Source organism: Xylanibacter ruminicola, assembly GCF_900107775.1.
In the GTDB taxonomy this organism is placed as follows: domain Bacteria; phylum Bacteroidota; class Bacteroidia; order Bacteroidales; family Bacteroidaceae; genus Prevotella; species Prevotella ruminicola_C.
In genome coordinates this window covers 12,839-34,913 of the sequence record NZ_FNRF01000008.1, presented here as the reverse complement: position 1 = coordinate 34,913, position 22,075 = coordinate 12,839, and the positions used below count along the sequence as shown (strand labels likewise).

Sequence of the window (22,075 nt, the reverse complement as noted above, 5' to 3'; positions counted from 1 at the left end):
GAGGACTCTAGATCGGGCAGAAATGGCTACTTTTGCGGCACCAACCCATTAATAAACATTCTATGATTAAGAAAAATTCTAAAAAAATTTTATCGGTGGCTGTGGCTGCGCTGCTCTCATCGGGAGCTGTAGCGCAGTCAGAAAAGAAAGCCTACATGGTGTCTGATGCACATCTTGACACTCAGTGGAACTGGGACGTGCAGACCACCATTCGTGACTACGTGAGAGCAACGCTCGATCAGAACTTGATGCTCTTGAAGCAGTATCCAAGTTACATTTTTAATTTCGAGGGCGCCGTCAAGTACAGTTGGATGAAGGAGTACTATCCGATGCAGTTTGCCGAGTTGAAACACTATGTGGCCAACGGTCGCTGGCATCTGTCTGGCAGTAGCTGGGATGCCAACGAGGTGATTATCTGCTCACCCGAGTCGTGGTTGCGAAACACCACACTGGGTCAGACGTTCTACCGCCAGGAGTTTGGCACTGAGAGCACTGATGTGTTCCTGCCCGACTGCTTTGGTTTTGGCTACACACTGCCCACGCTGGCTGCCCATTGCGGCTTGATTGGTTTCTCGTCACAGAAACTGGTATGGCGTACCAACCCCTTCTACGAGGGTGGCAAGCGCTATCCTTATACCATCGGGCTGTGGCAAGGCATCGACGGCAGTCGTATCATGATGACCCACGGCTTCAACTACAGTCAGCGCTATCAGGATGAAGACCTGTCGCAGAACCAGCAGTTGCTGCGCGAGATAGATGAAAGTCCGCTCGGTCAGGCCTATCGCTACTATGGCACTGGCGATATCGGTGGTTCGCCCACCATCGCCTCGGTACGTGCACTCGAAAAGGGTATCAAGGGCACTGGTCCTATCAAGATTGTGAGTGCCACCAGCGACCAGATATACAAGGATTATCTGCCTTTCGATAAGCACCCTGAGCTGCCCGTGTTTGATGGAGAGTTGCCTATGGATGTGCATGGCAATGGTTGTTACACCTCGCAGGCAGCTATGAAACTGTATAACCGTCAGAACGAACACCTGGGTGATGCGGCTGAACGTACAGCAGTGATGGCCGACTGGCTAGGCGCTGCCAGCTATCCAACTGATGTGATGACCGATACGTGGAAGCGCGTCATCTGGCATCAGTTCCACGATGACCTGACTGGTACCAGCATTCCCCGTGCCTACGAGTTCTCGTGGAACGATGAGCTGCTGGCACTCAAGAAGTTCTCGGATGTGCTTACACACAGCGTTTCGGGCATTGCCCGCCTGATGGACACACGCGTTTCGGGGCAGCCTGTTGTGGTTTACAACAATGAAACTACCCCCGTCCGTGCCATCGCACAGGTAGAACTGAAAGATAACCGCGATTACCGTGTAACCGATGCTAATGGTCGTAACGTGGCTTCTCAGGTAGTAGAGCGCGACGGTAAGCGCGTGTTGCTGTTCGATGCCGATGTTCCTGCTACTGGTATGGCTGTTTATGGTGTTAAGGCTGCTGGTAATAAGAAGATGGCTGCAGCCACCGCAGGTCGCACCATCCAGTCGTCGCGTTATCAGCTTACCGTAGATGATTTCGGTGATGTAGTATCACTTATCGATAAAAAGAATAACCGCCAGCTGGTGGCTAACGGAAAAAGTCTACGCCTCGTGGTGTTCGACGACTGCCGTTCTGAAGCTTGGCCTGCTTGGGAAATCCTGAAGCGCACACTTGACAAGACTCCGCTACCTGTTCACGATGCTGTTGAGATTTCCATCCAGCCAGGCAGCCTGCGACAGACTTTGGTTATCAAGAAGAAATATGGCGAGAGCGACATCATTCAGCGTATCCATCTGTACGAAGGTGCACAGGCCGATCGTATCGACTTTGAGAACGAGGTTGACTGGCGTTCGCTTAATGCCCTGCTCAAGGCTGAATTCCCACTTAGTGTAGCTAATGCTGAGGCTACCTACGATATTGGTTTGGGTAGCGTACGTCGTGGCAACAACCGTGATAACAGTTTCGAGGTGTATGCCCACGAGTGGACCGACCTGACCGACCGCAAGGGCGACTATGGTGTAACCTTGCTTAACGATTCGCGTTACGGTTGGGATAAACCCGCCGACAACACTCTGCGTTTGTCGCTGCTCTATTCGCCACAGCCAGGTCGTAGCTATACCTATCAGGCCCGTCAGGACTTCGGTCATCATGTGTTCACCTACAGCCTGGTGGGTCACGAGGGCGCACTTAATGCTGTAGAGGCTGTACGTGAGGCCGACCGTTTGAATAGTCCGCTGCGTACGTTCCATGCCGATCGTCATGCAGGTACATTAGGTAAGCAGTTCTCGTTCGTCAGCTCTGATAACAAGAATGTAGTGGTTCGTGCCCTGAAGCGTGCCGAGGTGAGTGATGAGTATGTCATTCGTGTTTATGAGATGAGCGGTAAGGGTAACCAGCAGGCGCGCATCAACTTCCCTGCTGGCATTGTGAAGGCTGTTGAGGCCGATGGTACCGAGCGTACCTTAGGTGAAGCCAAGACCGATGGTACACAGCTCTTGGTGGATATCAAACCCTATAGTGTGAAGACCTACAAGGTGCAGTTGGCTGGTCAGAAAGCTACTGCTGTTGATGCTCAGGCATTAGCCCTCGACTACGACCGCCATTGCTTCAGTTTCAATGAGTTCCGTGGTTCGGCCAACTTTGAGGGTGGCTATAGCTATGCTGCCGAACTGCTGCCCGACGAGGGGCTCACCGTGGGCGACATTCCCTTCAGCTTCGGCGAGAAAGATGCTGCTAACGGCGTGACCTGTAAGGGACAGACCATTCAGCTGCCTGCCGATAAGGATTACCGCCATGTTTACCTGTTGGTGGCTTCGGATAAGGACGACCGTCAGGCTACGTTCACTGTTGGTGGCAAACAGCAACAGGTGAGTGTACCTTACTATACAGGTTTTATTGGTCAGTGGGGCCACGACGGTCATACCATGGGTTACCTCAAGGATGCCCAGGTGGCTTGGGTAGGCAGTCATCGTCACTCAGGTACTGCCGACGAGCCTTACGAGTTTACCTATATGTTCCGTGTACGTTTGGATGTACCTAAGGGTGTACGCCAGATAAAGCTGCCCGAGGATGAGCATGTGGTTATCTTCGCAGCTACAGCCGCCAACGATATCGCTGATGCAACCGTTGCAGCACCATTGTTTAAAACCTCAATCCTGCCCACCACACTAAAGACAGCTGCATCTGCCCTGGCTCAGGTAAACCTGCTGCGCGAGGCTAAGGTTATCGCTGTTTCGGGCGAGGCAAACGACGATGAGCGCGCTACCCTGCTGACTGATGGTGATCCTAACACCAAGTGGTGTGATCCGCAGGCTGCTCCTAATTATGTGGTATTCGATTTTGGTAAACCTACCACTATCACCCGTTGGCGTGTGCTGAGTGCTGCTTGTGAGCAGTCGGCTTATATCACCCGTACCTGTCTGCTTCAGGGGCGTAATAGCGATACCGAAGAGTGGCAAACGCTGGATATGTTCGAAGGCAATCGCAACAACTACACCGATCGCAGCTTCGCTGCTACCAGCGTGCGTTACCTGCGACTCTTTGTGATAGCTCCTACACAGGGCCATGATTCTGCCGCCCGTATCTACGAGCTAGAGGTTTATTAAATACAAAAAAGAGAGCTGACAAACATCAGCTCTCTTTTTTCGTTTGTGACCACGATTATTTCTTTGTTTTTGGAAGGTCGGCTGTGCGGGTAAGTACAAAGTCCATGGCCGAGAACCATTTGGCGCGGCAGGTTTCGCCTGTGAATACCGCATCAGACGACATGCCGTAGGCTATCGAATCGCCAGCTACTACTATGCTATCGATGGTGATGGGCTTCCAACCCATTTCGTCTTCTGGGTTATTGTTTACAGGGATGGTTTGTAGATGTTTCTCTTTACCCATGGCATAGATAAAGGTACCTGGACCTTCGGCACGGGCGTAGCATGTAAGCTGGTAAATGCCTGGTTCAACCTTTTCCTTACGCTCGGCTTGGAATATCTCCTCGCAACGATCGTTAAACACATCCAAAAAACGCGCGTTATCATACCCCTGACTATCCATAGCATAATACGTATAATGATCGCAGTTCTTAGCCTTTACCAGATTCCAGCTACCACGTCGTAAGAAATCGGCATCATTCTCATCCATTTTTACACCCTGATAGGTGGTCGTAGAATCGATTTGGTAACGCTCCTGGTAATAGTCATAATGATAATTGGCAATGGTGATGCCTAAGGGCACTGCGATGCATACGGCGATAACCCAAAGCACGATGTTTACGATGCGTTGAATAACACCCATAGGGCGGATCTTGCCTGTGAGTGAGAGCACCATGTGGATAATGGCATAGATGGGCAGAAGCAATACCAGGAACAGGGCGATTACAAAGATGATAAGCATCTTGGGGTTGCTAACCCATGCGCCTTCCAGTCCCATAGCTCCGAGGCTGAACGGTAGGGTACTGTTTAGTGGAAGCACCATCGCACTGACCGTTGCAATGAGCACGCCGAGGAATCCGAGCGACAGGGCAATGCACACGACGATTGAAATGATAACGACAAAGGCTATAACCATCTTCATGAGGATGATGAACAACAGACGCATAAAACCGGGGCGCTGTACGTGCTGCTTTTCGCCCTCAACCACTACATCGGCCAGGTTCTGCGGCGTTATATCCTTGCCTTCCATCTGCAACAACTGCTCGGGTGTTCTGGCTTCGGGAATAACGAGTGCCAACACAAGATAGATAAAGATACCCACGCCATAGCAGAAGGTAAACAATATCATCAGGAAACGCCAGATAACAGGGTCGGTATTGGTATATACAGCAATACCAGACAGTACGCCTGCCAGCATCTTATCCTTGGGGTTGCGATACAGTTTTTTGCCAGCTGTACGTGCACGTACATTCTCATAAATCTTCTGACCTGCCGAACGGGCCTGCTCTTCCCAGTTGGTGCCGTTGCTTTCTTGTTGCTTCTCACTATCCTCGCCGGTAAGCTCTTCAGGCTTGCCGATACGGGTGATGATTTCCTTAACATGCTCGATGGTGATGGCCTCGATGCCTTGTTGGCGCAGTTCGTCGAAGAGTTCGGCGATGCGGGTCTCGATGTCGTCCACAATCTCATCGCCGCCCTCTTGTTTACCAAACGATGAACGGAGCGAGTTAATGTACTGTTGCAGCAGCTCGTAGGCATCCTCGTCTATCTGAAACAGACGCCCACACAGGTTGATGGTAATATTCTTTTTCATAACTTTGATCTTTCAATTCTTTACTTCCAATAACTTGGGGGTTACATTCTTTAGATAATTAATGGTGTTAGAGAGTTCCTGCCAGGCTGCATCCTGCCCTTCGAGAAACTTTTCGCCCTCTTTGCTCAGGGCGTAGTACTTACGAGGAGGTCCTTGGGTTGACTCCTGCCATTCGTACTGCAGCAAACCATCGTTCTTAAGTCGGGTTAATAGTGGGTAGAGCGTACCCTCAACCACCAGTAGCTCGGCGTTTTTTAGTTGTTGGATAATGTCGCTGGCATACGATGGGCGATGCTTCAAGAGTAGCAGTACACAATACTCGAGCATGCCTTTACGCATTTGCGACTTTGCATTTTCAATGTTCATATCTTTACCGTTTTAAAAAGATTTCTGCGGCAAAGATAAGCAAAAACTTAGTACCTTGTATAACAAAGTACCAAGTTTTTGCAAGGAATTATATCTATTTAACAATTTGGCCGTTATTTGAGAACGAGTAGGGGAGACTGTTCTCATTAGTGCCTCGTTGCTGATTGGGCTTTGACGACATACGATAATCGATGCGACCACCCTTCAGCAGGTCGGTGTGCTCCAGATAGTTCTTATCATAAGCAGCACCATTCACGCTCATCTCGCTTACGTAGCAGTTTTCTGTGCTGTTACTATCGGCATTGATAACCAGTGTTTTGTCGTTGGCCAGATGCAGGGTTATCTTATTAAAGTAAGGTGTGCCCAGTGCATACTGCCCTGAACCCGGACAAACGGGATAGAAACCGAGGGCTGAGAATACATACCAGGCCGAAGTCTGTCCGTTGTCCTCATCGCCGCAGTAGCCATCAGGTGCGGCCTGATACATGCGGTCCATCACCTGACGCACCCAGTACTGAGCCTTCCAAGGCTGTCCTGCCCAGTCGTACAGATAAATCATGTGCTGGATGGGCTGGTTACCATGGGCATAGTTACCCATATTCATGATCTGCATCTCGCGAATCTCGTGAATCACCGCACGATAATAGCTCTCGTCGAAAACAGGTGGCAGGTTAAATACGGAGTCGAGCATAGCTACAAAGTTCTCCTTACCACCCATCAGACGAATCAATCCTGCGGGATCGTGGAAAACCGACCAGGTGTAGTGCCATGAGTTACCCTCGGTAAAGGCGTCGCCCCACTTCAGTGGGTTAAACGGAATCTGGAAGGTACCATCCTCATTTCTGCCGCGCATCAAACGGGTTTCCTTGTCGAACACGTTCTGGTAGTTCAAGGCACGCTCCTTAAAAGGTTTCAGTTCTTTCTTAGATTTGCCGAGTGCCTGTCCTAAACGATAGATACACCAGTCGTCGTATGCATATTCTAAGGTGCGAGCCACATTTTCTTTGATGCCTACATTATAAGGCACATAGCCCAGTCGGTTATAGTATTCAAATCCCAGTCGGCCTGTGCTTGATACCTGAGGATGAACGGCATTGGCACCGTGCTTTACAGCCTGCCAAAGTGTCTCCACATCGTAGCCACGCATGCCTTTCAGATAGGCGTCGGCCACCACCGAGGCCGAGTTGTTGCCCACCATGCAGCCGCGATGGCCAGGACTGGCCCACTCAGGTAGAAATCCACTCTCCTTGTAGGTGTTTACCAGTCCCTCCTGCATCTGCTGGCTCATCTCAGGATATACCAGGTTGAGCAGTGGGAAGAGCGAACGGAAGGTATCCCAGAAACCGGTATCGGTGAACAGACGTCCGCTATGCACCTGGCCGTCGAAAGGACTGTAGTGTACAATCTCACCAACCTTGTTTACCTCGTGGAACATACGGGGGAAGAGAACCGAACGATACAAACAAGAATAGAAGGTACGTAAGTGATCAATATTGTTGTCTTCAACCTCCAGTCTACTAAGGATGGTGTTCCAACGCTGGCGACCATCATTGCATACGGAATCGAATGAACGCCCGGTTACCTCCTTCAGGTTCTGTCGGGCCTGTTCGGCGCTGATGAACGATGAGGCTACACGTAGGGTTACAGTCTCGCCACGAACTGTCTGGAATCCTACTACGGCACCGGCATGATCACCTTTAAATTCGCGTTTGTCGGCCTGTATCTTGCCATCTGCTACAGTTGTGAAGAATGTGAACGGCTTGTCGCTCTCAATCACAAAGTAGTTCTTAAAGTTCTCAGGTACGCCGCCACTATTCTTGGTGGTATAACCCTCAATGTGGCAATCGTCGATAATGCGTACCATCGAACCCTTATCAAAAGCATCCACTACGATGCGCGATTCCTTGGAATCTGGATAGGTGAATCGCATCACAGCGGCACGCTCGGTGGGGGTTACCTCGGCTGTGATGTCGTAGTCAGCCAGATATACCTTATAGTAATACGGACGGGCCGTTTCGGCCTTGTGCGAGAACCAAGAGGCACGCTTGTCCTCATCGAACACGGTGCCAACAGTGGGCAAGATGGCAAACTGTCCGTAATCGTTAATCCAGGGTGAAGGCTGGTGGGTCTGCTTCAATCCGCGAATCTTACTTGCGTCGTAAGTGTAAGCCCATCCGTCGCCCATCTTTCCTGTCTGAGGCATCCAGAAATTCATGCCCCAGGGGAGTGCGATGGCAGGGTAGGTGTTACCAGTTGAGAGTGCGTGGTTTGATTGTGTGCCTACCAGCGTATTGACATAATCAACAGGTGCGGTGGCTGCTATAGCACTGCCCCCAAGGAGCAGTGCCACAGCCAAAAGACTCTTTCTCAGATTCTTTTTCATAACAACAATATTACTTAACTAACAATCTCATCCAATAACCACCAATAACCGAGCGAGCTTTGAATCCAACCATCATTCCGGTCTTTGTCTCATGCCAGTCGCTGATAGGTACGCGCGACTGGGTCTCGTCTATATATTTGTAGATAGGTTCCACAAACTTCAGGAAGGTGTCCTTATCGTTGGCCATAGCGGCACTCCACATAATCCAGTCGGTCTTGGTATAATCCTTACGGATGTCGAGTGGCAGACCATAGGTATTCTGCTGCTTCAGGTAGTAGCTTACCTCGCGCTGCATCACCTCATTGCCAAACAGGTTGGTGTTCCACAGCTTGTCCCAAATCATATTGTACTTCTGACTCCAGGTGTTCTGGCGGTCGAATGCCAACTTGTAGTGATCGCCCTCACGAGCATCGGCCTCCCATTTCTTGGCCATTTGGCGGGCACGGTTCATATAGCGGTCGGCTGTAGCGGCATCGCCCTTCATGCGGGCCATCAGTGCATAGCCAGCCACACCCATGATAGCTTTTACCGAGAGGTTACAGTTGTGTGGCCAGTGGCCAGCAAAGTCGTCGGTACACAACTGGTTCGATGGGTCTTGTCCGTTCTCTACCAGATAATCGGTCCACTGGGTCAGAATGTCCCAGTAAGGCTTTACGTAATCGATGTTACCATCCTGGATGCAGAGCTGGGCAGCCAGAGTCAGCATGTTACCTGCCTCTTCGATAGGCATGTCGCCACCATATACCTGTCCGTTGGCAATGGGGTAGGTGCCCAGGTCGTGAGCAGCAAAGGGCTTGGTCCAGCGACCAGAGCGACTATACTCGAAGATACTTGTCATCATGGCCTTCTGCAGGTCAGGGTTGTAAGCCAGGAAGAGTGGGGCCGAAGGATAGGTTAGATCCACGGTATTCACACAACCATTCGAATTGTTCTCCTTCGAGAAATACAGCAGGTGTCCCTCGTTGTCCTCGAACAGCTTGTGTGCTGCCAGCACGTGGCGGTAAGAGCCTGAGAGAATCTCGGCATAATGCGCGTTACCTACCTTCAGGGCGTCGTCGTAAATCTGCTTATCCATGGCGCGGCAACGCTCCATGATGCTCTTATAATTGCGGTTCAGCTTATTGAAAGCGTCGAAGATATCCACCTTGCCACCATGAGCCCAGTAGGCTTTGTAGCGCTGGTACATATATTCGATATCCTCGACCTCGTCGTAGCCAATCAGTGAGAACGATGCCTGTGGCTGCTGGTCAACCTTGCCAAAGTTATGCACATAGGCCAGTACAGGGGTGTCGTTCTGCTTGTAAGCACGCACCTGCTGCTGTCCGCAGCTCAGGTCGCCCTTGGTCATAAATCCGCTGATAATATTGTTGTAGCTGTCGAGCGATACCTTTCCGTTAAAGTCGGCTACATACAGATAGCCCCAGTCGATGCCGATGCCATCGCCTTTCTTGGCCAGGATGGGCTGGTCGATGGTTCCTGTCTTGAGATATTTTACACCATTCACAGATATTACCGATGATTCTGTGGGCTGATGAGGCTTGTTGGTAGCTATTTGTGGACTTGCCAACAATGCAAACTGCACGTCGTGTTTCTTACGGTCTAAGCTCTTTACCTGATACGAAACATACGAAACGGGAGTAGAGAGCAGGTCGAGATCGTCAATCAGCATAGGCGATGTGAACACTACATCCAGTGCTACCGGACCGCAGGTAAATGTATAGTAGGTTGAAGTGGCCATCACGTCGACGCTCTTCTGTACAGCCGTCTTAACCGAGGTGGCTTCGATACCGATGTTGGCATACAATCCGAAGTCGGCATAGGCACCGCCCGCATTATTGTATACGTGCAGGGCCATCACGTTACGTCCCTCGTGCAGCAGTTGCTTCTGGTGGTCATTCAGGTGTACCGACTCATTGAAGACTGCATCCATACGACCTGTTGCCACCTGTGTGCCGTTGATATACAACTCGCAGGCATCATCGTGTGAGTACAAGGCATAGAGGTCGCCCTTCAAATCCTCGGCTGTGAGGTTAATTTCACGGCGGATATAGATGTCGCTGTGCTCCTTGCTCCAGCCAGTGCGAATGTTGTCGCCTGCATTACCAAATGCAGCGCGGCCTGACTGCCAGCCATTGGCCTTAAAATCGGGTTTTTGCCAGCCATCGACCTGTTTGGCCTCCGTATACTGGCCTTCCCAGGCAGCTTCGTCGCTCATAGGAGCGAGTGCCTTCAGCACCTTATGCTCCTTGTCGCCCATAAAGCGATAGGTGATGCCATCAACACGAAGGAGACCTTCCAATGGTTTCTCGTCGCCAGTCCAGAGACGTGTGTTGCCTTCGGTCAACTTGTTGTAGGGCGACCAGATGGAGAAATAGGGATCGTTAACCACAATGGGTACTGCAGGGAGTCGGAGCGCTGTAGCCTTATAAGGCGTGAAGAACTCTGATTGGGCAAAGGCGCTGGCTACTGCTAACGCCATGCCTAATACGGAAAAAACTTTTTTTATCATACTTGTTTAATTATGTGTAATTTACCTGATTTTGCCGACTTGTTTGGGCATGATCATAAACCGACTACAAAAATATATGTTACTATCATAAATTATTGGTTAATTATGGGTTATTTTATGATTAAAAGTGTTAATCTGCGTAAACATTGGCTGTTTTCTGCCTTAAAAGCACTAATTTTGTACCCACAAAACAAAAACTGACATGGTTAAGATTTCAAAACTTCTATTATTACTCTTATTTGCTGTGAGTTGCGTTCACTTGCGTGCTCAGGGCTTACGTTTTCTGAATCCTATTGATTCCATTAATGGCCGTACCTCATATTCTGTGTTTGCCGACGATAAAAAGGTGTTTTTTCATCAGTTGGATATCCATTTCGATATGCTGTTGCCCCGAGTGGGCGAGGTGGGGTATATACTCCATGTGGTTGACGAGGAGAAGGGGGTAAACTTTAATATCTTCTACGATGGACGTGGAAATGATCTAATTGAACTCAACGAAGAAGGTAAGACTACGCTGATTCGTAGTCGGTTCAATCGTCAAGGTTTGCTCGATAAGGGATGGATATCGTTTAAAGTCTCGATTAATCTCGATAAGCACGAAATCTCGATGAACATCGATGGACAGAAGCAGCAGGCTCATGTAAAATCGCTGCCTGCCACGTTGTCGCCCCAAATCGTGTTCGGTCGCTTCGACTATCTCATCGAGGTTCCCTCTGTTACCATCAGAAACCTGCGCATCAGAAGTGGTGAGGCAAACTATTATTTCCCCCTTTCTCAGAGTAGTGGCAATGTCGTGTTCGATCATCAGTTAAAAAAGGTGGGGCGTGTGGATAACCCATATTGGAGCATTAACGACTGCTATCACTGGCAGCGACTTGGTGCGATGAAATTCCAGCATAATGCAGGAGCCAGTTTCGATCCCCAGCGCCATTTGTTTTATGGTTATACACGCGATACCTTATTAGTATATAATACCGATAATCGTGAAACCACCTGTCGTGTATTTTCCCAAAAATGTCCTGTAGATGTTAATCTGGGTATGAACTTTATCGATCCTCGTAGTAGGAAACTTTATACTTACGAGGTGTACAAGTATGATAATCTGGCCGACCGTCCGCAGGACGAGGCCTCGGTAGCCAGTCTGGATCTGAATACACTTGAGTGGACGCCCGAGTGTTACACTCAGTTGCCCACCCAGCTACATCATCATGGCTCATTTGTTGATACTTTGCGCAACCGCTTCTGTATATTCGGAGGTTTTGGTAGTATGCTGTATTCCCGACAGCTGCATGAGTACAATCTGGTTAACCATCAGTGGCAGCAACCTAAAAACCTTCAGGCTTGTACACCGCGTTATTTTACCTCTATGGGTATCGACTCGTTGTCGCGTTACGCCTATATCTTCGGTGGCATGGGTAATGAGTCCGGTAACCAGTCAATCGGGCGTCACTATCTCTACGATTTATATCGAATCGACTTGGCGACCGATTCGGCAGAGCATGTGTGGACTATCGACTGGGGCAAACGCCAGAATATTGTGCCTGTGCGTAATCTCGTGGTGATGGGCGGTTACTTCTATACGCTGTGCTATCCCGAGGCATTGTCGGAGTCGTATCTGCGTTTGTGCCGTTTCTCAATTGCCGATGGTAGTATGGAGATGTTAGGCGATTCTATCCCCATCCACTCCGATAAGATAGCCACCAATGCTAATATCTATTACGACCCAGTGGTAGATAAGTTCTTTGTGTGTGTGCAGGAGTTTACGGATGACATCTCGTCAACCATTTCGTTTTACTCAATTCAGCTGCCTGTGCTGTCGGATGCGCAGTTTGCCGAGGTTTCCAAGCTGCCTGCCGACAGACGTCTTTGCTATCTGGCTGTGGCGCTGCTACTGATCGTAGTGGCTTCTGTGTGGATGCTTTACCATTGTTATCGCAAGCGTAAACAGGTTATTGCAAACAATGAGATAATTGACGTACAACTGCCCGATACCAAGCCCAATGCTATTTATGTTTTTGGTAGTTTCTGTGCTTTCGACAGAAAGAACCGTGATATCTCGTACCTGTTTACCGATAAATTGCGCGAGCTTACTTGTGTGTTGCTTTGGTATCACAAGCAAGGAGGTATATCGTCAAAGTTACTTGGCACTATTCTGTGGGGTGACAAACCGGTTGATAAGATAAAAAACTCACGTAGTGTGCTTATTAATCACATGCGTAAGGTGTTGGAGGAGATGGATGGTATCGAGTTGGTTTATACCGATGGCTATTACCATTTTGTTACCAGTCATCCCTTTTATTGCGACTATCTTGATTGCGCCCGTCAGATATTTACTGAGCAATATACCGAGCAAAGTTTGCTGAGTATCTTGTGTCGCGGCAAATTCCTGCTGACTCAGGATTCACCTTCACTCGACCAGTTTAAGTCTGAAACCGAGCGTATTCTTAAACCCGTTATCCTGCGCATGATAAAACATACCTATGCTAACAACGAACTTAAACTTACACTTTACCTTGTAGAGGCGATGTTACATATCGATCCCTACCATGTAGAGTCGTTCTCCTATAAAATCAAGTCGCTCAAGCGTCTGGGTAAGGTCTATGAGGCGCAGGATGCCTCGCGTGCTTTCCATGAAGAGTACATTAAAGCCTTCGGTGAAGATTTTGAATTAAAATAAGAAGCATAAAAAGGTAAACACAATAAAAAGCGCGGAAATACGTTTTATAATATGTGAAACGTTTCATTATTGCGATAGTAGGATTGTGGATTGTGGTCGCAGCGGTGCGGGCGCAGTACGATGTATCCTTTGCTCATTACTGGGCAATGGAACCCTCGTTTAACCCTGCGGCTGTGGGTAAGGAGGCTAAGCTGAATGTGACGGGAGCCTATGCGCTGCAGATGGCTGGGTTTGAACACAACCCTAAAACCATGTATGCGGCGGCTGATATGCAACTGTATGGCTTGGGTACCTATCACGGTGTGGGTGTGCAGCTGCAGAATGATGATATCGGACTGTTCTCGCACAAACGTCTGGCTGTGCAGTATGCCTACCAGCGACGGGTGGTGAAAGGCAAGCTGAGCGTTGGTGTACAGTTGGGTATGCTGGGCGAGACGTTTGATGGCAGCAAGGCCGAAATGCCCGAGGATGGTAGTGACCCTATACTATCGAGCTCGTCGATAAACGGTTCGGGACTTGATGTGTCGGCAGGCATCTATTATCAGGCACGTAACTGGTATATGGGTGCGTCGGTTCTGCACCTGAACAATCCGGTGGTAACACTGGGCGAAACCAGCGAACTGAGCATTGATGCATCATATTATTTTACCGCAGGATACAATATTCAGCTAAATCATCCGTTTTTTAAAATACAGACCTCTGTGTTAGGACGCACTGATGGGGTGGCCTGGCGAGCCGATGTAACAGGGCGCGTAAGGTACGAACACGATAAAAAGCTGTTGTACGCAGGCCTTTCGTACAGTCCTACCAACTCGGTAACGGTGCTGGTAGGTGGCCGATGGCACGGCATACATCTGGGCTACAGCTACGAGTGTTATACCAGCGCCATTAACGTGGGTAACGGCAGTCATGAACTGTTTGTGGGCTACGAGACAGAGTTGAATCTGTATAAAAAGGGCAGGAATCTGCATAAGAGCATAAGATTACTATAGTAAATAAGAGATATATGAAGAAACTGATAGGACTATGCACCGTTGCGGCACTGATGCTTACCAGCTGTTTTGGCGGTAAGCTGATGACAGCCAATGGCGGTGAGGTGACAGGTACCAGTGGCAGGGCTTTTGCCGAGCCTACGCCCTACGGCATGGTGCTGGTTAAACGTGGCCATGTGAAAATGGGTATTGAGAACCAGGATTCGCTGTGGGGTAAGAAAACACCCGTACGCGATATCTCGGTAGATGGATTCTGGATAGACGAGACCGAGGTTACCAACTCGAAGTATCGCCAGTTTGTGAACTATGTACGCGACTCCATCCTACGTGAGCGTCTTTCAGAGATTGATGAGACCTACAAGACGGTAAAGACCGACCGCGAGGGTAACGAGATATCGACTGTGCTGAACTGGAAGAAACCGCTGCCCCGCCGTCCAAGCGAAGATGAGCAGGAGATAATCGACGCGATGTACGTAACCAACCCTGTAACAGGCGATAAAATGTTGGATTTCCGACAGCTTAACTACCGTTACGAGGTGTACGACTACACCGCCGCAGCCCTGCGTCGTAACCGACTGAACCCACAGGAACGCAACCTGAATACCGACCTGACCGTAGATCCCGACGAGCAGGTGTGGATATCGAAAGACACAGCCTATGTGGACGACGAGGGACGCATTGTTCGTGAGAGCATCAACCGTCCGCTCTCGGGACCGTGGGATTTCCTGAATACCTATATCGTCAACGTATTCCCCGACACCACGTGCTGGGTAAACGATTTCCCCAATGCCGATAACGAGATGTATCTGCGTTACTATTTCTCGAATCCCGCTTACAACGATTACCCCGTAGTGGGTGTTACCTGGGAGCAGGCCAATGCTTACTGTGCCTGGCGTACTGAGTACCTGCTGAAGGGCTTGGGGCCTGCAGCCAGATATGTGCAGCGTTACCGTCTGCCAACCGAAGCCGAGTGGGAGTATGCCGCCCGTGGCAAGGATCAGAACGAGTTCCCCTGGGATAACGAGGATGTGGCCAGCGGCAAGGGCTGTTTTTATGCCAACTTTAAGCCCGATAACGGCAACTATACTAAGGATGGTAATCTGATTACCAGTAGGGTAGGTATCTATTCGGCCAACTCGAATGGACTTTACGATATGGCAGGTAATGTGGCAGAATGGACCAGTACCATCTATACCGAGGCTGGTGTTGAGGCTATGAACGATATCAACCCCACGCTGAAGTACAACGCCGCTCAAGAAGATCCCTATCGCTTGAAGCGTAAGAGTGTACGTGGCGGTTCGTGGAAGGATCCGGAGTCGTATATCCGTTCGGCCTGGCGTACTGCTGAGTATCAGAACCAGCCCCGTTCGTACATCGGATTCCGCTGTGTGCGCAGTCTGGCCAACTCAACCAGCGAGCGCGCCAAGAGTACAAAGGTAAAAAGTAAGAGAAAGTAAACACTAAATACGCAATAGTTATGACGATATATAGCAAATACAACGTTATCTACCGCTTGCAGAAGTGGATGGATAGTGTGCCAGGACAGACGTTTCTGAACTATGCCTACTCGTGGGGTGCATCAATCGTAATCTTAGGTACGCTGTTTAAGCTCACCCACCTGAAGGGTGCCGATTTCTTCTTGTTCCTTGGTATGGGCACCGAGGTGCTGGTATTCTTTCTTTCAGCCTTCGATCGTCCGTTCGATAAGACCGCAGACGGTATGGAGTTGGATACCCACGTGAACGTGAATGGTGAATTGCCCGTAGCTAGTAAAGGCGGTAGCGCAACCGTAGTAGGTGGCAATGGCGGAACTATCATTATTAATGGTAACGGTGGAACCTATACAGGCTCATCTACCGATGCCCCATCGGTGCCCAGCGCCCAGCCTGCAGGTGTACAGTCCGCAGTTGCAGCTCAGCCTGCTGCTGTTTCGGCTCATCCGGAACTGGATGCTGCTACATCTACCTACGTAGAGGAACTGAAGCACCTGACTGAAACTCTCTCGAAGGTATCGGCCCAGAACGAGAAATTGGCTCACGACTCGGAGGAGATGGAGAACCTGAACCGCACGCTTACCGGCATCTGCAAGGTTTACGAGATGCAGCTGAAGAGTGCCAGCGCACAGATTGGTACCATCGATGATATTAACGAGCAGACCAAGAAGATGGCTGCACAGATAGCAGAACTGAATAAGATTTATAGCCGTATGATTGAGGCAATGACGGCTAAGATGAACGCATAACGACTATGGCAATCAAGAAAAGACCCGTTTCTCCACGTCAGAAGATGATAAACCTGATGTACGTCGTTCTGATGGCGATGTTGGCGCTTAACGTTTCGAACGAGGTGCTCAACGGCTTTTCGATTGTGGAGGAAAGTCTGAACCGTACTACAGGTAATTCTGCCAAGGAGAACCTGGCCATCTACGAAACCTTTGAGCAGCAGCTGAAGGCTAACCCGCAGAAAACCCGCGAGTGGTATGACAAAGCCCGGCAGGTGCGCCGGATGAGCGACTCTCTGTATAACTTTGCTGCCAGTCTGAAGCAGGCCATCGTAGTTGAGGCCGATGGCAAGGATGGCGATGTCACCAATATCCGCAACAAGGAAGATCAGGAGCCCGCTAACTACGTGATGCTCTCGCCCACCAACGGTCAGGGACAGAAACTGTACAAGGCTATCAACAGTTTCCGCGAGCGTATGCTGACGATGGTGACTGATGAGAAACAGCGACAGATTATAGCCAGCAATCTTACTACCCAGGTGCCCAAGCGTGCTATGGGTAAGAACTGGGCCGAATATATGTTTGAGTCGATGCCTGCTGCGGCTGCCGTTACGCTGCTGTCGAAACTGCAGAGTGATGTGCGCTATGCCGAGGGCGAGGTGCTACACACCCTGGTACAGAACATCGACGTAAAGGATGTGCGTGTAAACCTGTTGGATGCCTTTGTGATTCCCAGTTCAAAAACGATTGTTCGTGGTGACCGCTTCTCGGCCCGTATCGTGATGGCTGCTGTTGATACCACCCAGGTACCCGATATCTTTATCGGTGGACAGAAGGTGAACCTTCAGAACGGACTTTACGAAACCGTGTGTGGCAAGACTGGCGACTTTACGCTGAAGGGCTATATGGAGATGGTGAATGGCAATGGCGACCGCATACGTCGTGAGTTTGCACAGGACTACACCGTAGTTGAACCCAGCGCCACCGTATCGGCCGACCTGATGAATATGCTTTATGCAGGTTATGCCAACCCCATCAGCATTAGTGTGCCAGGTGTGCCGCTGAATAAGATTCAGGCCTCGATGACCAATGGTACGTTGCAGAGCGTAGGTCCTGGCAAGTACATCGCACGTCCAGCTAAGATAGGTCAGAATGCTGTGATTACCGTTACCAGCACCAATACCGGTCATGCCCAGCAGATGGGACAGTACACTTTCCGCGTCAGGAAATTGCCCGATCCTACACCTTATATAGCGATGAAGGACGAGCATGGCAATCCCGCCCGTTACAAGGGTGGTGCCCTGAGCAAGGGACAACTGGTGGCTGTAGAGCATCTGGGTGCTGCTATCGACGATGGCATACTGGATATCGCTTTCCGTGTGCAGAGCTTCGAAACGGTGTTCTTCGACAATATGGGTAACGCCGTGCCGATGGCATCGGATGGTGCGCAGTTCTCGGCTCGTCAGAAGGATACTTTCCGCAAGCTGGCCCGTAATCGCCGATTCTATATTTCGAGAGTAATGGTAACCGGTCCCGATGGATTAACCCGCACCCTGACTAACCCCATGGAAGTGATTGTAAAATAAAAAAAGTACAAGATAGTATGAAGAGATTATTGTTCATATCAACCCTCGCGCTGATAGTGAGTGCAGCAGTGGCTCAGCCACCACAGCGCCGTGCCGAGCAGCAGGCTCAGCAGCAAGCCAAGCAGAATGCAGCATCTTCGGCTATGTCGATGCGCGCACAGATATCATTCCCCACAGCTGTAGAGATGCCCGAAGAGGTGGTGTGGCGTCGTGATATCTATCGTGAGATATCATTGGAGGATGATGCCAATGGCGGACTCTACTATCCAGTAGAACCACAGGGCAAACAGCTGAACTTGTTTACCTATATCTTTAAGCTGGCGCTGAACGGCTATATTCCCGTGTATGAGTATCCTACCGATGGCAGTGATGTGTTTACCGATGCCACCAAGACTGATATGAAGGCCCTGCTGGACAACTACCATATTTATTACGAGGAAAAGGATGGTAAGATACGTGTGGACAACAGCGATATCCCCTCGGCGATGGTGAAGAAGTACTATCTGAAGGAGAGTGCCTATTACGATCAGGCCAACTCGTCGTTCCACATCAAGGTGCAGGCCTTGTGTCCCATTATGATGGACGAGTTTGGTGGCGAGGCAACGCAGTACCCTCTGTTCTGGGTGAAATACAGCGACTTGGAACCCTACCTGAACCGTCAGACAGTGATGGCCAGCAGTATGAACAATGCCGCTACCGTATCGATGGACGATTTCTTCACGCTTAATATGTATCGTGGAAAAATCTATAAAACCAACAATGCACAGGGTAAAACACTGCTGCAGTTGTGTGGTGGTGATGAGGCTAAGATGACTGCCGAGCAGAAGCGTATCGAGGCCGAACTGGAAGGTTTTAAGAAAACGATTTTCGGCGATCCTGCCAAGCGCGACTCACTGGATAGCATAGCTGCCCTGAAGGATAGCAAGGCCGACAAGAAGGTGAAGGCTGCCAAGAATAAACCCGCCGCAACCAAGGGCGTAAAGGTAGCTAAGCAGAAGAGTTTCAAGACCGAGAAATCGAGTGGTAGCAGCAATAGCGGTGCCCGCGTGTCGGTGCGTCGACAGCGCCATTAATTAGTCAAAATACAAGGGAATAATCGAAAAAAAAAGGTTATTCCCTTTTCGATTCCAACTTTTTTCGTAACTTTGCGCCGTGGAATGATTCATTAACATTAATAATTGGTATAAGTTATGAAGAAATTTTTTACTTTAGTAGTGCTGCTGGCAACAATGACTGTTGCTGCTCAGGCACAGGTGAAGTTTGGTGTTAAGGGTGGCCTTAACCTGACTAATATGAAGTTCGACAATTCGGCATTTGATAAGTCGAATCAGACTGGTTTCTTTATTGGTCCGACTCTTAATTTTACGCTCCCAGTGATAGGTCTTGGCATTGATGCATCAGCCTTGTACGATCAGCGTTCGGCTGAGGTTAATGATGAGAAACTTAAGCAGCAGTCAATTCAGATTCCCATTAACCTTCGTTATGGTTTTGGCTTGGGTAATACTGCAAGCATTTACATCTTTGCTGGTCCTCAATTTGGCTTTAATGTGGGTGATAAAAAGACAAATCTGGTGAATGAGGCACTTGATTGGCGCATGAAGGACTCAAGCTTGAGCGCAAATGTGGGTTTAGGTTTGATGCTCCTTAATCATCTTCAGGTATCTGCTAACTACAACATTGCTATGGGTACAACAGGTGAGTTTGATATACTAAAAGATGTACCCGATGCTGCCTGGAAGCAGGTTACGGGAAAAACTAAGGCCAATTCTTGGCAGCTTTCGGTTGCTTACTTCTTCTAAGGGGTGAGTTACGCGGATATCATATTACCTGTTCCGTTAACAGGACTTTTTACCTACGCTGTGCCCGATGGCATGAGCGTAGGTATTGGTATGCGCGTACTGGTAACCTTCGGGCGTAGCAAAACCTACTTGGGTATTGTGGCCCGATTGCACAATGATAAACCTAAGGACTATCAGGTAAAGCCCATCAGTCAGGTGATGGACGCTACCCCTATCATTACAGATAACCAGCTGAAGTTGTGGCAGTGGATAGCCGATTATTACATGTCGCCCATAGGCGAGGTGTATAAGGCTGCACTCCCGTCGGGACTGAAAGCCGAGGATGGTTATCGTCCACGTACCGAACTTTACATCCAGCTATCGCCTAAGTTCCGCAGCGAGCAGGCCTTGCATGTGGCTATCGATATGCTGCAGCGTGCTCCTAAGCAGCTCAAGGCTTTCCTGGATTATCTGGAACTCTCGGGTTGGGACCAGTTGGGACAGACCGAGGAACAGTTCGAGATAACCCGCGACGAGTTGATTAACCAGGGACACACCCTGCAGTCGGTAAACGCCTTGGTGCAGCGTGGTGTGTTGGAAACCTATGATAAAGAGGTGGGTCGATTGAACTTTGGTGGCGACCCGCATCCTGAACATATCAAACCGCTGAGTGATGTACAGCAGGAAGCGTTTAACCAGATACAGTTCTCGTTTCTGCAGAAGAACGTGACGCTGCTGCATGGCGTGACCTCGAGCGGTAAAACCGAGATTTATATCCACCTGATACAGCAGGCGTTGGATAAGCATCAGCAGGTGCTTTATCTGTTGCCCGAGATTGCCCTTACGGTACAGATGATGCAACGCCTGCAGCGAGTGTTTGGTAATCGCCTGGGCATCTATCACAGTAAATACTCGGATGCCGAGCGTGTGGAAATATGGCAGAAACAGCTCTCGAAGCATCCCTATGATGTGATTCTGGGTGCGCGTAGTGCCGTGCTGCTGCCTTTCCAGAACTTAGGACTGATTATTGTGGATGAGGAGCATGTAACCTCGTATAAACAGCAGGACCCTGCACCGCGGTATCATGCCCGTTCGGCTGCCATCATGCTGGCACAGATGTATGGCGCCAAGACATTGTTAGGTACTGCCACGCCGTCGCTCGAGACCTATCATAATGCTAAAACGGGTAAGTATGGTTTGGTAGAGCTTTTCCAACGTTATAAAGGTATTCAGCTGCCTGATATCCAGGTGGTTGATATCAAGGACTTGCAGCACCGCAAGATGATGAACGGTGCGTTCTCACCTTTGTTGTTGGCGAAGACCCGCGAGGCATTGGAGCGAGGCGAGCAGGTGATATACTTCCAGAACCGTCGTGGCTATGCACCCATGATAGAATGCAAGCAATGTGGCTGGGTGCCTCATTGTCAGCATTGCGACGTGTCGCTGACGTTGCATCGCAATATGAATCAGCTTACCTGTCACTATTGCGGCTACACCTACCAGGTACCCACCGAGTGCCCTGCCTGTGGTGGACATGATTTAATAACCAAGGGTTACGGCACCGAGAAGATTGAAGACCAGTTACGTGATATTTTCCCTGAGGCCCGTATTGCCCGTATGGACCTTGATACCACCCGTACCCGTAATGCCTACGAACGTATCATCAGCGATTTCTCGGCAGGGCGTACCAATCTGTTGATAGGTACCCAGATGATATCTAAGGGCTTGGATTTTGATAAGGTATCAGTTGTAGGTATTCTGAATGCCGACAACATGCTGAACTACCCTGATTTCCGTGCTTACGAGCAGGCTTATATGATGATGGCTCAGGTGGCAGGTCGAGCCGGTCGCAAGGGCAAACAGGGCTTGGTTATCCTGCAAACAAAATCGCCAACACTACCCGTTATCCAACAAGTAGTGCAGAACGATTATGCCGGATTGTACCGTTCGCTGATAGCCGAGCGCCAGCATTTCCATTATCCGCCTTATTATCGCTTAATCTATGTTTACCTGAAACACCGCTCAGATGCTGTGGTTGAGTCGGCTGGTATTGAGATGGGCAGTAGACTGCGCCAGTGGTTCTCGGCCCGCGTGTTAGGTCCCGACAAACCTGCCATCGCTAAAGTTAAGTCGCTCTCTATCCGTAAGTTGGTGCTTAAGTTAGAACCAGGCATCGGTATGGTCGACGTGCGTAAATATTTAGCGCTTGCCCAGCAGCAGATGCTACAAGACAAGCGCTATTCGTCGCTTCAGATCTACTTTGATGTAGATCCGCTATAATCAAAT

The 22,075-nt window shown here is 49.6% G+C and carries 13 protein-coding genes; 9 read left to right on the top strand and 4 right to left on the bottom strand.

Annotation, left to right across the window (positions count from 1 at the left end; translation table 11 throughout):
- The first annotated feature begins 62 nt into the window (after positions 1–62).
- Positions 63–3,644: a glycoside hydrolase family 38 C-terminal domain-containing protein gene (locus BLU97_RS15495; RefSeq protein WP_074762351.1), complete on the top strand. Its 3,582-nt coding sequence runs from the start codon at positions 63–65 to the stop codon at positions 3,642–3,644.
- 55 nt (positions 3,645–3,699) lie between these two features.
- On the opposite strand, the gene BLU97_RS15490 is transcribed toward BLU97_RS15495, so the two are convergent.
- The 4 genes from BLU97_RS15490 to BLU97_RS15475 form a co-directional block, all read right to left on the bottom strand.
- Positions 3,700–5,277, bottom strand: coding sequence for a PspC domain-containing protein (locus BLU97_RS15490; protein WP_074762350.1), 1,578 nt, complete (start codon positions 5,275–5,277; stop codon positions 3,700–3,702).
- A 12-nt stretch (positions 5,278–5,289) separates the two neighbouring features.
- The gene (locus tag BLU97_RS15485) at positions 5,290–5,643 is read right to left on the bottom strand and encodes a PadR family transcriptional regulator (RefSeq protein WP_074762349.1); all 354 of its coding nucleotides are present in this window, start codon (positions 5,641–5,643) and stop codon (positions 5,290–5,292) included.
- A gap of 94 nt (positions 5,644–5,737) precedes the next feature.
- A complete protein-coding gene (locus BLU97_RS15480) occupies positions 5,738–8,014 on the bottom strand; it encodes a GH92 family glycosyl hydrolase (RefSeq protein ID WP_410543918.1) in 2,277 nt (758 codons plus the stop codon).
- Positions 8,015–8,036: 22 nt separating this feature from the next.
- The gene (locus tag BLU97_RS15475; protein ID WP_074762362.1) at positions 8,037–10,532 is read right to left on the bottom strand and encodes a glutaminase family protein; all 2,496 of its coding nucleotides are present in this window, start codon (positions 10,530–10,532) and stop codon (positions 8,037–8,039) included.
- A 205-nt stretch (positions 10,533–10,737) separates the two neighbouring features.
- Between BLU97_RS15475 and BLU97_RS15465 the strand changes: the two genes are divergently transcribed.
- The 8 genes from BLU97_RS15465 to priA all read left to right on the top strand — a co-directional run bounded on the left by BLU97_RS15465 (position 10,738) and on the right by priA (position 22,069).
- Positions 10,738–13,212 (top strand): Kelch repeat-containing protein, encoded by a 2,475-nt coding sequence (locus tag BLU97_RS15465; protein ID WP_074762346.1) that lies wholly within the window; start codon positions 10,738–10,740, stop codon positions 13,210–13,212.
- Positions 13,213–13,265: 53 nt separating this feature from the next.
- Positions 13,266–14,204 carry a PorP/SprF family type IX secretion system membrane protein gene (locus tag BLU97_RS15460; protein WP_074762345.1) on the top strand — a complete coding sequence of 313 codons (939 nt, stop codon included), beginning with the start codon at positions 13,266–13,268 and terminating at the stop codon, positions 14,202–14,204.
- A 14-nt stretch (positions 14,205–14,218) separates the two neighbouring features.
- Positions 14,219–15,661, top strand: a complete 1,443-nt coding sequence (locus tag BLU97_RS15455; protein ID WP_074762344.1) for an SUMF1/EgtB/PvdO family nonheme iron enzyme — start codon at positions 14,219–14,221, stop codon at positions 15,659–15,661.
- 20 nt (positions 15,662–15,681) lie between these two features.
- Positions 15,682–16,446, top strand: a complete 765-nt coding sequence (gene gldL, locus BLU97_RS15450; RefSeq protein ID WP_074762343.1) for a gliding motility protein GldL — start codon at positions 15,682–15,684, stop codon at positions 16,444–16,446.
- 5 nt (positions 16,447–16,451) lie between these two features.
- Positions 16,452–18,011, top strand: coding sequence for a gliding motility protein GldM (gene gldM, locus BLU97_RS15445; RefSeq protein WP_074762342.1), 1,560 nt, complete (start codon positions 16,452–16,454; stop codon positions 18,009–18,011).
- A 17-nt stretch (positions 18,012–18,028) separates the two neighbouring features.
- Complete coding sequence (gldN, locus tag BLU97_RS15440; protein WP_074762341.1) at positions 18,029–19,084, top strand: gliding motility protein GldN; 1,056 nt, start codon at positions 18,029–18,031, stop codon at positions 19,082–19,084.
- Between the two features lie 117 nt (positions 19,085–19,201).
- Positions 19,202–19,810: a porin family protein gene (locus tag BLU97_RS15435; protein WP_074762340.1), complete on the top strand. Its 609-nt coding sequence runs from the start codon at positions 19,202–19,204 to the stop codon at positions 19,808–19,810.
- A 3-nt stretch (positions 19,811–19,813) separates the two neighbouring features.
- On the top strand, positions 19,814–22,069 hold the full coding sequence (gene priA / locus BLU97_RS15430) for a primosomal protein N' (protein WP_074762339.1): 2,256 nt from the start codon (positions 19,814–19,816) through the stop codon (positions 22,067–22,069).
- Positions 22,070–22,075: the final 6 nt, after the last annotated feature.